Origin of the sequence: Bradyrhizobium daqingense (genome assembly GCF_021044685.1) — a bacterium.
In the GTDB taxonomy this organism is placed as follows: Bacteria; Pseudomonadota; Alphaproteobacteria; order Rhizobiales; family Xanthobacteraceae; genus Bradyrhizobium; species Bradyrhizobium daqingense.
In genome coordinates, this window is sequence record NZ_CP088014.1 from 5,169,875 (window position 1) to 5,183,593 (window position 13,719).

Here is a 13,719-nt window from a genome sequence, read left to right on the forward strand (position 1 = left end):
GAACGACAACGCCTACTTCGGAAACGGCTTGCTGAGGAATTTGGAGCCCCTGACGCCGTAGCGCCAGGGCAGTTCGACGGCCTTGGTGATGCCGATCCGGATGCCGGTCGCGACCTCGACGTCCTCCGTCCGCGCATGCAGTGCGATCGGCGGGCGGTCCAGCGGCAGGGCGTTGTGCGCGATGGTGATGTCGAGCGCCTCGGTCAGCTTGCCCGGGCCCGAGCACAGCGCGTGCATGTCCTGGAGATGACGGCGCCGGCGCATCGCCACGATGCCATGCGTCGGCTCCAGCGCACGGATCAGCACGGCGCTGGCCGAACCTTCCTCCTCGCAGACGAAGTTCACGCACCAATGGATGCCATAGGAGCGGTAGACATAGGCAAAGCCGGGTGGGCCGAACATCACCTGATTTCGCGGCGTCGGCCCGTTGTAGGAGTGCGCGGCCGGGTCGGTATGATGATAGGCCTCGACCTCGACGATGATCCCGCCGACGCCGTCGACCAGCATGGTGGCACCGATCAAATCGGGCGCGACGTCGTGCACGCTGCGGCCAAAAAAGGAGCGCTTCAGCGCTTTGCCGAGCCGGGGTGGTGAAGTCTTCTTGATTGGAGCCATTCGAGGTGAGAATCGCCAGAGAACAGAGCAGGATATTGCCCATATCTGCCATGTTCCCTGAAGCGGGGCGAGCCGGGTTGCGATGCCTGGCCAGACCGACTAGGTAGGACCTGAACAGACCGGACACCCCATGGTCGTTATTGTCGATACCATCTCGAACCCGCTGCGCCCGCGCCACCCCGAAAAGGTGAACCGGCCCGATTCCGCTTCGCCGCCGAAGCCGGACTGGATTCGCGTGCGCGCGCCCAACACCCGCGGCTATGCCGATACCCGCAACATCGTGCGGGCGAACGGCCTGCACACGGTGTGCGAGGAGGCGGGCTGCCCGAACATCGGCGAGTGTTGGGACAAAAAGCACGCGACCTTCATGATCATGGGAGACACCTGCACCCGCGCCTGCGCCTTCTGCAACGTTAAGACCGGGCTGCCCAATGCACTCGATGCGGCCGAGCCGCAGCACGTCGCGGAAGCAACGGCCAAGCTGGGGCTTGCCCATGTCGTGATCACCTCGGTCGACCGCGACGACCTTCCCGATGGTGGCGCCCAGCATTTCGCGGAGACGATCCGCGCCATCCGGGCCGCATGCCCCTCGACCACGATCGAGATCCTGACGCCGGACTTCCTGCGCAAGGAGGGCGCGCTCGAAATCGTCGTCGCGGCGAAGCCCGATGTGTTCAACCACAATCTCGAGACCGTGCCGTCGGGCTATCTGACGGTGCGCCCCGGCGCGCGCTATTTCCACTCGATCCGGCTGCTGCAGCGGGTGAGGGAGCTCGATCCCACCATCTTCACCAAGTCCGGCATCATGGTCGGCCTCGGCGAGGAGCGCCACGAGGTGCTCCAGGTGATGGACGATCTGCGCTCGGCCGAGGTCGACTTCCTGACCATCGGCCAGTACCTCCAGCCGACCCGCAAGCACCACGCCGTGATGCGCTTCGTTCCGCCCGACGAATTCGCCTCCTACGAGAAGGTCGCCTACACCAAGGGCTTCCTGATGGTGTCGGCGAGCCCGCTGACCCGCTCGTCGCATCATGCCGGCGAGGATTTCGCGCGACTGAAGGCCGCGCGGGCCGCTAACGCCCGCTGAACCGCCATGCCCAAATTTTCGAGCAAGCGCCGTGTCAATCACAGCGCATCCGAGATGTTTGATCTGGTCGCCGATGTCGAGCGTTACCCGGAATTCGTGCCGCTGTGCAGCGCATTGAAGGTGCGCCAGCGCATGGCCAAGCCCGACGGCACCGAGGTGCTGGTCGCCGACATGACGGTGTCGTTCAAGCTGGTCAAGGAATCCTTCACCAGCCGGGTGACGCTCGATCGCGCCAATCTGAAAATCCTGGTCGAATATCTGCAAGGTCCGTTCAGTAATCTCGAAAACCGCTGGACATTCGAGCCCAAGGGGGAGGGCGTCTCCGACGTCGGGTTCTTTCTCTCCTATGAGTTCAGGAGCCGCATGCTGGCGATGCTGATGGGCTCGATGTTTGACGCCGCGTTCGCGCGGTTTTCCACCGCGTTCGAAAAGCGCGCGGATGCGATTTACGGCCGGCCGAAGCTGGCGCAGACGTAGCTGCCGCAGGCACCGCTCTCTCCACCGTCATTGCGAGCGCAGCGAAGCAATCCAGAGTCTCTCCGCAGAGGAATCCTGGATTGCTTCGCTGCGCTCGCAATGACAATGGGGGCGGCGGGCGTGCCTTCCCAACCACCATCGCACCGTTTTCCCATCTACATCTACCGGGATCATTTTGCGTCGTTGCGGGTTCTCTCCGGATTGTCCGGGTTGGAGACGCCATGACCATCAATTTTGACACGCTGAAAGCATCGCTCGTCCTCTATGGACTGAACGCCATCTACGCGATCCTGCTGCTCGCCATCGGCTGGTATCTGTCCGGCGCGATGCAGCGTTTCGTCACGCGCCTGTTGAGCGTCACGCACCGCGTCGACCCGCTCGTGACGCTGTTCGTGGGCAGCCTCGCGCGCTACGGCGTCCTCGCCGTGGTCGGCATCGCCGTGCTCCAGCTGTTCGGCATCCAGACGGCAAGCCTTGTCGCCGTGCTCGGCGCGACATCGCTGGCCATTGGCCTCGCGCTCCAGGGGACGCTCTCCAATCTCGCCGCCGGCGTGATGCTGCTGCTGTTCCGGCCTTTCCATATCGGGGACGAAGTCGAGGTCGCCGGCAAGGCGGGCAAGGTCAGGTCGCTCTCGCTGTTCATGACCGAGTTGGTGGCGCCCGACAACACGCAGATCCTGTTGCCGAACGGACAGGTGTGGGGTGCCGCGATCATCAACCGCAGCGCCTATCCCGGCACGGGCGAGGTCAAGGTGACGTTTCCGGTCAGGGCGGGTGCAGCCAATGCGCTGGCTGGCGAAATCCTGAAAGGGCTGCGCGATGATCCTCGCATCGCCGAGGGGGGCACGCCTTCGGTTAATGTGTCGAAGGTGATTGCTACTGATCCCGCAACCCCTGTCGTTGAGTTGACGGTGAGCGCGAAGGTGAAGCCGTCCGACGCCGATGCCGTCAAGCAGCGTGTGCTCGATCATGCGAGCGCTCTGCTCGCGGCAGCCTGAGGCGATTCAGCCGCGCGGCGAACGTGGCGGCCTGCGCTTCACGGCGTGCCGGCGCGGCGAGCGGGTGACGCGGGGGCGCAGGCGGCTTGCGGCCGCGGGGCGCGGCTTGGCCTGGGCTTGCGGGCCGCGGGCCAGATCCAGCAGCATGCGCAGCGCCTCGACCACGGAGCGGGCGCGCACGGCGCTGCGGCCGATCGCGCCGAACCGCTGCTCGCGATGGATGATGCGGCCATCGCGCGCGGCTGCGGCGAAATGCACGAGGCCGACCGGCTTGCCGGGCGTGGCGCCGCCGGGGCCGGCAATGCCGGTGATGGCGACGGCAAGATCGACATCGGCGCGCTCCAGCGCGCCGATCGCCATCGCGGTGGCGGTCTCCTTGCTGACAGCGCCGAAGTTTGTGAGCGTGCTGGCCTCGACCCCGAGCATCGCGCGCTTGGCATCGTTGGAATAGGTGACGAAGCCGCGGTCGATCACATCCGAAGAGCCGGGAATGTCGGTCAATGCGCCCGCGACGAGACCGCCGGTGCAGGACTCCGCCGTGGCGATCGTCAGCTTGCGCATCCGGCACAGATCGAGCAGCGAGCGGGAGAGGGCGCGTGCGTCGCTGCCGCCCATGGCCTAGACGCCCCAGGGAAGGCGAATGGTGGCGCTCGCGGTGGCCGCAATGCCTTCCTCGCGGCCGGTGAAGCCGAGCCGCTCGCTGGTGGTCGCCTTCACCGCGACGCGCGCGATGTCGACGCCGGAAATCTCGGCGATGCGGGCGCGCAGGGTGTCGCGCAACGGCCCGATCTTCGGCCGCTCGCAGATCAGCGTGACCTCGAGATTGGCGACACGGCCGCCGCGCGCCGTGACGCGCTCGATGGCGTATTTCAGGAACTGGTCGGAGGAGGCACCCTTCCACTTCGCATCGCTCGGCGGAAAGTGCGAGCCGATGTCGCCGTCGGCCAGCGCGCCGAGAATGGCGTCGACCAGAGCATGCAGGCCGACATCGCCGTCGGAATGGGCGAGAAAACCTTTCGTATGCGGCACGCGCACGCCGCAGATCATGACGTGGTCGCCTTCGCCGAAAGCGTGCACGTCATAGCCGGTGCCGGTCCTGATGTCGCCGAGCTGGGCAACCAGGCGGGCTTCCTCGCGCACGAAATCCTCGGGAGTGGTGAGCTTCATATTGGCAACATCGCCTTCAAAAGTTGCAACCGTCAATCCTGCCCATTCGGCAATGGCGGCATCGTCGGTGAAATCCGATCGTCCATCCTTCGCCGCGCGACGATGCGCCTCGAGAATGACGTCGAAGCGAAAGGATTGCGGCGTCTGCGCGATTCGCAGCCGCGCGCGATCCGGCGTGCCCTCGACATGGCCGTTCTCGCCGGTGAGCTTGATCGTGTCGGTGACGGCAATGACGGGAATGGCGGCGCCGGTCTGGCTCGCGGCCTCGATCGCGCGGGAGATCACACCTGCCGAGACGAAGGGCCGGGCGGCGTCGTGGATCAGCACGATGTCGGGCTTGTGCCTGGCGAGCGCTTCGAGGCCGGCCAACACCGAGGCTTGGCGGGTGGCGCCGCCATTGCTAGGCGGCTCATGCTTGAGCCCTGAGACCGCGGCCGCGAACACGGCGCTGTCGTAGGGGTTCACCACCGGCTGCACCACGGATACTTCAGGGTGGCGGCTGAAGGCTTCCATCGCGCGATAGATCACGGGCACGCCGCCGATCTCACGATATTGCTTGGGACCACCGGCACCGGCGCGCAAGCCACGCCCGGCTGCGACGAGGACGACCGCGGTGCGTTGTGATTTCGCCATAGGACTCAAATATTCAGTTGGTAATGAGGAGCCGGGGAGTGGGGTGATTTGACGGCATGCCTCTAGCACGGCAGGCCCGCAAAAAAAGGGGGTTTCCCCGGATTGTGGGAAACAGCATTTTGTTGCACTGCACTTGAAAGATCTGCAGAACTGTCTAAACTGTAGGCATGACGCTTGACTGCACAAGAATTGTGCGCAAGATAGGTCATGGCAGGCGCGATGAGGCCCTGCGCAGTCAACGAGACCCCTGTGACCGGCTCGGCAGTATCAGGCTCTAAGCCGTTGAAAATAGGCGATATTGATGTCGCCACCCCGGTCTTCCTGGCACCGATGTCGGGGGTGACTGACTCGCCCGTCCGTCGGCTGGCCGCCGAGCTCGGGGCAGGTCTCGTCGTGTCTGAGATGACTGCCAGCGACGAGCTCGCCAACGGCCATCGGATGTCGCGGTTGCGCTGCGAAGCCACCGGAATCGGGCCTCACGTGGTCCAGCTCGCCGGCTGCGAGGCGCATTGGATGGCCGAAGGAGCCAGGATCGCCGAGGCCGAAGGCGCCGACATCATCGATATCAACATGGGCTGCCCGGCGCGTCACGTCACCGGCGGTCAATCCGGCTCCGCCCTGATGCGCAATCTCGACCATGCCGTCAGCCTGATCGAAGCGACGATCGCGGCGGTGAAGGTGCCGGTGACGCTGAAGATGCGGCTCGGCTGGGACGACCGCACCCGCAATGCGCCGGAGCTGGCGCGTCGTGCCGAGGCTTCAGGCATCAAGCTCGTCACCGTGCATGGCCGCACCCGCTGCCAGTTCTACAAGGGCGAGGCCGATTGGGACGCGATCCGCGCGGTGCGCGAGGCCATCTCAATTCCGCTCGTCGTCAATGGCGACATCACCAGCTATGACAAGGCGCTCGCCGCGCTGGAGGCCTCGGGCGCCGACGCCGTGATGATCGGCCGCGGCGCGCAGGGCCAGCCCTGGCTGCCCGGCCAGATCGGCCGCCGCCTGAAGGGCGGGGCCGTGGAAGCAACGCCCTCGCTCCAGGCGCAGCTGCACTATGTCCGCACGCTCTATGAGGGCGTCTGCGCGCTCTACGGCCTGCGCGTCGGGCTCAGACATGCGCGCAAGCATCTCGGCTGGGGGCTCGACGTCGCAGCGGAAGCGAGCGGTGCGCCGGTCGAGACACTGAAAGCCTGGCGTCAGAAGATCCTGACCTCCGAGGATCCGCGCCTCGTCCATCAATCACTGCAGGACGCCTTCGACGATTTCGCGTGGAGGGCTGCTGCATGAGCTCGGCCGCCGATCATCGCCAGCCCGCCGACAGCGACGCGATCCTGGATGCGCTGCCCAATCCCGTGCTGATGATCGGGCCGGACGGCAAGATCGTCGCCGCCAACATCGCGACCGAAGCCTTCTTCGAGATCTCGACGCAATTCCTGAAGCGGCAGTCGCTGAAGGAGCTGGTGCCGTTCGGCAGCCCGCTACTGGCGCTGATCGACCAGGTGCGCTCGTCCAACTCGCCGGTCAACGAGTACAAGGTCGACCTCGGCACCCCGCGCATGGGCGGGGACCGTCAGGTCGACCTGCATGTCGCCCCGCTCACGGAGCGGCCCGGTCATATCGTGGTGATGCTGCAGGAGCGGTCCATCGCCGACAAGATGGACCGCCAGCTCACCCATCGCAGCGCCGCGCGCTCGGTGATCGCGCTCGCCGCGATGCTGGCGCATGAGATCAAGAACCCGCTGTCGGGCATCCGCGGCGCGGCGCAACTCCTGGAGCAGCAGGCGTCGTCCGAAGACCGCATGCTGACGCGCCTGATCTGCGACGAGGCCGATCGCATCGTGACCCTGGTCGACCGCATGGAGGTGTTCGGCGACGAGCGCCCCGTGGTGCGCGGGCCCGTCAACATCCATTCCGTGCTCGACCACGTGAAGCGCCTTGCGCAGTCCGGCTTTGCCCGCAACATCCGCTTCATCGAGGATTACGATCCCTCGCTGCCGCCGGTGCTGGCGAACCAGGATCAGCTGATCCAGGTGTTCCTCAATCTCGTGAAGAATGCCGCCGAAGCCCTGATCGACGTTCCCGACGCCGAGATCCAGCTCACCACCGCGTTCCGCCCCGGCGTGCGCCTGTCAGTCCCCGGTCAAAAATCCCGGGTATCCCTGCCGCTCGAGTTCTGCGTGAAAGACAACGGACCAGGCGTGCCGGACGACCTTCTGCCCAACCTGTTCGATCCCTTCGTGACCACCAAGCAGACCGGCTCGGGCCTGGGCCTTGCGCTGGTCGCCAAGATCGTCGGCGATCACGGGGGCATCATCGAATGCGAATCTCAGCCGCGGAAGACCACCTTCCGCGTGCTGATGCCGATGTATTCCACATCGGTGAAACATGCCGATCAAAGCAGCCGCGCCGACTCTGCCGGGAAGCCGTCGCCTGCATCACAGGGGGCAAAATGAGGATTAGCGATGCCCGCAGGTAGCATTCTCGTAGCGGACGACGACACCGCCATCCGCACCGTTCTCAATCAGGCACTTTCCCGCGCCGGCTACGAAGTCAGGCTCACCGGCAATGCCGCAACGCTGTGGCGTTGGGTCAGCCAGGGGGAGGGCGATCTCGTCATCACCGACGTAGTGATGCCCGACGAGAACGCGTTCGACCTCCTGCCGCGGATCAAGAAGATGCGGCCGAATCTGCCCGTCATCGTCATGAGCGCGCAGAACACGTTCATGACCGCGATCCGCGCCTCCGAGCGCGGCGCCTATGAATATCTGCCGAAGCCCTTCGACCTGAAGGAGCTGATCGCCATCGTCGGCCGCGCGCTCGCCGAGCCGAAGGAGCGGACGTCGACGCCCGACGAGGACGCCGAGATGGAGGCGATCCCGCTGGTCGGGCGCTCGCCGGCGATGCAGGAAATCTACCGCGTGCTGGCGCGTCTGATGCAGACCGATCTCACCGTGATGATCACGGGCGAGTCCGGCACAGGCAAGGAGCTGGTGGCGCGCGCGCTGCATGATTACGGCAAGCGCCGCAACGGCCCGTTCGTTGCCGTCAACATGGCAGCGATCCCGCGCGACCTGATCGAATCCGAATTGTTCGGCCATGAGCGGGGCGCCTTCACCGGCGCCAACACTCGCGCCTCCGGCCGGTTCGAGCAGGCCGAGGGCGGCACGCTGTTCCTCGACGAGATCGGCGACATGCCGATGGAAGCACAGACCCGCCTGCTGCGCGTCCTGCAGCAGGGCGAATACACCACCGTCGGTGGCCGCACCCCGATCAAGACCGACGTGCGCATCGTCGCGGCCTCCAACAAGGATTTGCGCGTCCTGATCCAGCAGGGCCTGTTCCGCGAGGATCTGTTCTTCCGCCTCAACGTCGTGCCGCTGCGGCTGCCGCCGCTTCGCGAGCGCATCGAGGACCTGCCGGACCTCGTGCGGCACTTCTTCACGCTGGCCGAGAAGGACGGCTTGCCGCCGAAGAAGCTGGACACGCTGGCGCTGGAGCGGATGAAGCAGCATCGCTGGCCGGGCAACGTGCGCGAGCTCGAAAACCTCGCCCGGCGTCTCGCCGCGCTCTACCCGCAGGACGTGATCACGTCCTCGGTCATCGACGGCGAACTCGCGCCGCCCTCGGTCAGTCCGGGCGCGGCGGTCCAGCAGGGCGTCGACAATCTCGGCGGCGCGGTGGAGGCCTACCTGTCCACGCACTTCCAGGGCTTCCCGAACGGCATGCCGCCGCCGGGCCTCTATCACCGCATCCTCAAGGAGATCGAGGTGCCGCTGCTCACGGCGGCCCTGGCCGCCACCCGCGGCAACCAGATCCGCGCCGCGGACCTGCTCGGCCTCAACCGCAACACGTTGCGGAAGAAGATCCGGGACCTCGACATCCAGGTGTATCGGAGCGGGGGCTGATTCCCGCGACAAGCACCAAACACTTTGCGGGGGCCGGTGGCTCAGCTCCCCCTACCAAGGCAGAGCTGAGCCTGTCCGGATCGCGCTGGCCGTTGTGGCTGACGCGGTGAGCAGAAGTCCGGACAGAACCGAAATGTTCCGCGCGCACCTTCAAAATCGTTGATTCGGCCGCAACGTGCGGCATCACGTCTATCTGACCAGTCCGCCGGATGCCGGCGTCACGCTGGCGACCTTCACCAGCGGCGGCTGAACGCCGAGGCCGTTGACCAGGAGGTCGGCGGCCACGATCAGCAGCAGAACGGCTGAAACCATCGTTGCGAGACAAATCCTATCCATGCCGGGTCAAGCCGGGATGGCGGAATCCGTTCCCGATCAAGTGGCATGTGCCTGTGGATCGCGCCGCTCCGCGCGGGGCAGACGCCGCGGAATTGTCGCAATTCGGCAACAATGTGGTACGAATACATCAGTATCCGCGCGTCTGCGGACCCGTTTTCAGCACCCCCATTGCCGGAATGACCAGCGCAGATACCTCGGCCGCATCCTTTGACACGGCCCCAGCCGAAGAGCCCAGGCGCTGGTCGCTGCGGCGCTGGCTGGCGCCCGTTGCCGTGGCCTTGGCACTGGGGTCGGCTTTTGTGACCTTCCTGGTCCTGACCGGCCTCACCAAGATCGAGCCGACGCCGGAGGTGGTCCGCTCGTTCTACCTGATCAACGCCGCGACCATCCTGCTCCTGGTCGGGATCATTGTCCGGGAGCTCTGGCAGCTGATCCTGGCGCGGCGCCGGGGCAGGGCGGCAGCCCGGCTCCATGTCCAGATCGTCAGCCTGTTCTCGATCGTGGCGGTGCTGCCGGCCGTGCTGGTGTCGGTCGTCGCCAACGTCACCATCGAGCGCGGCCTCGACCGGCTGTTCTCCGGGCCGACCAGGGAGGTGATCCAGAACTCGCTGACAATCGCGCGGGCCTACATGCAGGACCATGCGCAGCTGATCCGCGGCGACATTCTCGGCATGGCCAACGACATCGCGCACGCCCGGCCGCTCTACGACCAGGACCGCCGCTCGTTCCGGGAGATGCTGACCGCCAGCGCCGGCTCGCGCAATCTGCCCGGTGCGATGATCATCGACAAGAACACCAACATCCTGGAGTCCGCCGACACCGGCATGCGGCTCGCTTATTCGCCGCCGGCGCCTGACTTCCTCAGCAACGTCAACGAGAACGAGCCCGAGATCGCGGTGCTGCCGGATGCGAGCTTCGTCGCCGCTGTGATCCGCCTGCGCGCCTTCAACGACACGTTCCTCTATGTCGCGCGGCCACTCGATCCGAACGTCGTCAACCAGCTCAAGCAGACCGAGGTCAGCGTCGCGGAATACGCCCAGATCGAGTCGCGCCGGCTCGGCATCCAGGTCGCCTTTGCGCTGATGTTCGCGGTGATCGCGCTGACCATCCTGATGGCCTCGGTGCTGATCGGCCTCAACTTCGCCAACTCGCTGGTCTCACCGATCCGGCGGCTGATGAACGCGGCCCACACGGTCTCGACCGGCGATCTGCACGTCAAGGTGCCCGTGTATCAGTCGGAAGGCGACCTCGCCCAACTCGGCGAGACCTTCAACAAGATGACGCAGGAATTGCGCAGCCAGCGCGACGAGCTCGTCAACGCCAGCGATCTCATCGACAGCCGCCGCCGCTTCATCGAGGCCGTGCTGTCCTCGGCGAGCGCCGGCATCATCGGCGTCGACGCGTCGGGCAGCGTCGGCATCCTCAACCGCTCGGCCGAGAAGCTGATCGGACACTCCGAGGCCGAGACGCTCGGCCATCCGCTGTCCGACGTCCTGCCCGAGCTCGACGAGATGATGAAGACGGCGCGGGAAGGGACCCAGCGGCTGGTGCAGGGCCAGATCACGATCAACCGCGACGGGCAGGAACGCAATCTGTCGGTCCGCGTCAGCGCCGAGAAGAACCAGCCGCACGACAGCTACATCATCACGCTCGACGACATCACCGAGCTGGTCTCGGCGCAGCGCACCTCGGCCTGGGGCGACGTGGCGCGGCGCATCGCCCACGAAATCAAGAATCCGCTGACGCCGATCCAGCTCTCGGCCGAGCGCATCCGCCGCAAGTTCGGCAGGACCATCACCGAGGACAAGGACAAGCAGATCTTCGACCAGTGCACCGACACCATCGTGCGCCAGGTCGACGACATCAGGCGCATGGTCGACGAATTCTCGCGGTTCGCGCGGATGCCGAAGCCGGTGATGGAGGGCGAGGACGTCGCCGACACGGTGCGACAGGCCGTGTTCCTGATGAAGGTCGCCCACCCCGAAATCGACATCGAGGTCGAGTTCAAGCAGGACCCGCTACGGGCGCAGTTCGACCGGCGGCTGATTTCCCAGGCCGTCACCAACATCGTCAAGAACGCCACCGAGGCTATCGAGCAGGTGCCGCCCGAAGAACTCGGAAAAGGCCGTATCGACGTCGTGGTGTCGCGCGAGGGCGATGACGTGCTGATCGACGTCATCGACAACGGCATCGGCCTGCCCAAGGTGGCGCGCTCGCGCCTGCTCGAGCCCTATGTCACGACGCGCGCCAAAGGGACCGGCCTCGGCCTTGCAATCGTCGGCCGCGTGCTGGAGGACCATGGCGGACGCATCGAACTGAAGGACGCCGCCGACTTCCGCGAAGGCCAGCGCGGCGCATGGATGCGGATGCGCTTTGCGATCTCCGGGCAACCCGCGAAATCCGACGGAGCGACGTCGGCGGCCCAAGACGCGGCCAGGCCGGACGTCAAGCAATCCAGTCAGGATCTGGCAACAAAAGAGCCGGCCGCCGAAACCAAAGAGCCGGCTGAAAAGACCAATGATTCAACGAAAATCGAAGCCTCAACAGGCAGCTGACAAGGCGGGCGCAACCGATGGCAAGTGAAATTCTGATTGTCGATGATGAGGCCGATATTCGGGATCTCGTTGCGGGTATTCTCGAAGACGAGGGCTTCGTCACTAGGACTGCACGCGACAGCGATTCGGCACTCGCCGAGATCGCCAACCGCAGGCCGCATCTGGTGTTCCTGGACATCTGGCTCCAGGGCTCCAAGCTCGACGGCTTGCAGCTGCTGGAGCAGGTCAAGAAGGACAACGCCGATCTGCCGGTCGTGATGATCTCCGGCCACGGCAACATCGAGACCGCGGTCGCCGCGATCAAGCGCGGCGCCTACGACTTCATCGAGAAGCCGTTCAAGGCCGACCGGCTGATCCTGGTCGCGACGAGAGCGCTGGAGAACTCGCGGCTCAAGCGCGAGGTCAAGGAGCTGAAGCAGCTCGCGCCGAGCGCCAGCCAGCTCGTCGGCCGTTCGCCCAGCATGAACCAGCTGCGCCAGACCATCGAGCGCGCAGCCAAGGCCAACAGCCGCATCCTGATCGTCGGTCCCGCCGGCGCCGGCAAGGAGCTGACGGCACGCACGCTGCACACGGCCTCGGGCCGCGCCGACGGCCCCTTCGTCGTCATCAACGCCGCGGCGATCACGCCGGAGCGGATGGAGCATGAGCTGTTCGGCGTCGAGCAATCCAACGGCGAACAGCCGCGCAAGCCCGGCGCGCTCGAGGAGGCCCATGGCGGCACGCTGTTCATCGACGAGATCGCTGACATGCCGCGCGAAACCCAGAACAAGATCCTGCGCGTTCTGGTCGAGCAGTCGTTCCAGCGCGTCGGCGGCACCTCCAAGGTGCAGGTCGACGTCCGCATCATCTCCTCCACCGCGCGCAACCTCGAAGAGGAGATCGCGGCCGGCCATTTCCGCGAGGATCTCTATCATCGCCTTTCGGTGGTGCCGATCCGCGTGCCCGCGCTCTCGGAGCGGCGGGAGGACATTCCGGAGCTGATCGACTACTTCATGGAGCAGATCTCGGCCGGCAGCGGCCTGCCGAAGCGCCAGATCGGACAGGACGCGATGGCGGTGCTGCAATCGCATGTCTGGCCGGGCAATGTGCGCCAGCTCCGAAACAACGTTGAAAGAGTCATGATTCTGGCCGCGGGCGGGCCTGAGGTCATCATCACCGCCGACATGTTGCCGCAGGACGTCGGATCCATGGTGCCGGCCATGCCCACCAGCAACAATGGCGAGCACATTATGGGCCTGCCGCTGCGCGAGGCGCGCGAAGTGTTCGAGCGCGACTATTTGATTGCACAGATCAGCCGGTTCTCAGGAAATATTTCTCGTACGGCCGAGTTTGTTGGCATGGAACGTTCGGCACTGCACCGGAAGCTGAAAGCGCTCGGTGTCGGCTGAAGCAATTCCGAGCGGATTGGATACCGGTCCGCATACAGCGGACGCATGACGACGAGATGCCGGCGCCGCGACATTCCGGGCCATACCTGCGAGATAAGTGAGGGAAATCATCGATTTCCGTAGTCTTTCGGGGCAATACGGCGTGGGCTGCCGCGTGAAGCGGCTTGCCTAATAAGCTCACCTGTCCTCTAATCATTCAGTCGTTCCTTCCGAGGGGGATCTCATGAGGAACAGCAACCGGGAAAGGCCCCGCACAACCAAAACAGGGGCGCAACCGGCGCAATAACAAGAAACTCAAAGCGAGAAAAAAAATGGCGGCAGACCGCGCACAAAACCTACAGGACACCTTCCTTAATCACGTTCGCAAAACCAAAACGCCACTGACGATCTTTCTGGTCAACGGAGTGAAGCTCCAGGGCATCGTGACCTGGTTCGACAATTTCTGTTTGCTGCTTCGGCGCGACGGTCATTCGCAGCTCGTCTACAAGCATGCGATCTCGACCATCATGCCGGGTGCACCGATCCAGTTGTTCGAAGGCGGCGAGGATCAGCCGGCTTGAG

At 65.2% G+C, this 13,719-nt stretch carries 13 protein-coding genes; 9 read left to right on the plus strand and 4 right to left on the minus strand.

Annotated features, from left to right (window positions below; all coding sequences use genetic code 11):
- Positions 1 to 12: 12 nt before the first annotated feature.
- A complete protein-coding gene (locus tag LPJ38_RS24460; RefSeq protein ID WP_145633611.1) occupies positions 13 to 615 on the minus strand; it encodes a DNA-3-methyladenine glycosylase in 603 nt (200 codons plus the stop codon).
- 130 nt (positions 616 to 745) lie between these two features.
- Between LPJ38_RS24460 and lipA the strand changes: the two genes are divergently transcribed.
- The 3 genes from lipA (at position 746) to LPJ38_RS24475 (ending at position 3,177) form a co-directional block, all read left to right on the plus strand.
- A complete protein-coding gene (gene lipA / locus LPJ38_RS24465; RefSeq protein ID WP_145633614.1) occupies positions 746 to 1,702 on the plus strand; it encodes a lipoyl synthase in 957 nt (318 codons plus the stop codon).
- Between the two features lie 6 nt (positions 1,703 to 1,708).
- Entirely contained in the window at positions 1,709 to 2,179 is a 471-nt protein-coding gene (locus tag LPJ38_RS24470) for a type II toxin-antitoxin system RatA family toxin (RefSeq protein WP_145633616.1), read from the plus strand.
- A gap of 221 nt (positions 2,180 to 2,400) precedes the next feature.
- On the plus strand, positions 2,401 to 3,177 hold the full coding sequence (locus LPJ38_RS24475) for a mechanosensitive ion channel family protein (RefSeq protein WP_145633619.1): 777 nt from the start codon (positions 2,401 to 2,403) through the stop codon (positions 3,175 to 3,177).
- Between the two features lie 6 nt (positions 3,178 to 3,183).
- Here LPJ38_RS24475 and LPJ38_RS24480 read toward each other — a convergent pair whose 3' ends face one another.
- Together LPJ38_RS24480 and LPJ38_RS24485 are read right to left on the minus strand one after the other, a co-directional pair.
- Entirely contained in the window at positions 3,184 to 3,792 is a 609-nt protein-coding gene (locus tag LPJ38_RS24480; protein ID WP_060736035.1) for a CinA family protein, read from the minus strand.
- 3 nt (positions 3,793 to 3,795) lie between these two features.
- Positions 3,796 to 4,977, minus strand: a complete 1,182-nt coding sequence (locus LPJ38_RS24485; protein WP_145633622.1) for a bifunctional 2-C-methyl-D-erythritol 4-phosphate cytidylyltransferase/2-C-methyl-D-erythritol 2,4-cyclodiphosphate synthase — start codon at positions 4,975 to 4,977, stop codon at positions 3,796 to 3,798.
- Between the two features lie 282 nt (positions 4,978 to 5,259).
- On the opposite strand from LPJ38_RS24485, the gene dusB reads away from it, so the two are divergent.
- Genes dusB through ntrC form a run of 3 tightly spaced genes read left to right on the plus strand, consistent with a single transcriptional unit; the run spans position 5,260 to position 8,879 of the window.
- Positions 5,260 to 6,261: a tRNA dihydrouridine synthase DusB gene (dusB, locus tag LPJ38_RS24490; RefSeq protein WP_208750548.1), complete on the plus strand. Its 1,002-nt coding sequence runs from the start codon at positions 5,260 to 5,262 to the stop codon at positions 6,259 to 6,261.
- Positions 6,258 to 7,427, plus strand: a complete 1,170-nt coding sequence (locus LPJ38_RS24495) for a two-component system sensor histidine kinase NtrB (protein ID WP_145633625.1) — start codon at positions 6,258 to 6,260, stop codon at positions 7,425 to 7,427. Before dusB ends, LPJ38_RS24495 begins: the two co-directional genes overlap by 4 nt.
- Positions 7,428 to 7,436: 9 nt before the next feature.
- The gene (gene ntrC / locus LPJ38_RS24500) at positions 7,437 to 8,879 is read left to right on the plus strand and encodes a nitrogen regulation protein NR(I) (protein ID WP_060736038.1); all 1,443 of its coding nucleotides are present in this window, start codon (positions 7,437 to 7,439) and stop codon (positions 8,877 to 8,879) included.
- Positions 8,880 to 9,068: 189 nt separating this feature from the next.
- Here ntrC and LPJ38_RS38005 read toward each other — a convergent pair whose 3' ends face one another.
- Complete coding sequence (locus tag LPJ38_RS38005) at positions 9,069 to 9,191, minus strand: hypothetical protein (RefSeq protein ID WP_283811472.1); 123 nt, start codon at positions 9,189 to 9,191, stop codon at positions 9,069 to 9,071.
- A gap of 200 nt (positions 9,192 to 9,391) precedes the next feature.
- On the opposite strand from LPJ38_RS38005, the gene LPJ38_RS24505 reads away from it, so the two are divergent.
- The 3 genes from LPJ38_RS24505 (at position 9,392) to hfq (ending at position 13,718) form a co-directional block, all read left to right on the plus strand.
- Positions 9,392 to 11,770: a sensor histidine kinase NtrY-like gene (locus LPJ38_RS24505; protein ID WP_145633627.1), complete on the plus strand. Its 2,379-nt coding sequence runs from the start codon at positions 9,392 to 9,394 to the stop codon at positions 11,768 to 11,770.
- Positions 11,771 to 11,787: 17 nt separating this feature from the next.
- Positions 11,788 to 13,158, plus strand: a complete 1,371-nt coding sequence (gene ntrX, locus LPJ38_RS24510; protein WP_060736040.1) for a nitrogen assimilation response regulator NtrX — start codon at positions 11,788 to 11,790, stop codon at positions 13,156 to 13,158.
- Positions 13,159 to 13,469: 311 nt separating this feature from the next.
- Positions 13,470 to 13,718: an RNA chaperone Hfq gene (hfq, locus tag LPJ38_RS24515; protein ID WP_007591126.1), complete on the plus strand. Its 249-nt coding sequence runs from the start codon at positions 13,470 to 13,472 to the stop codon at positions 13,716 to 13,718.
- The last annotated feature ends 1 nt before the right edge of the window (position 13,719 follow it).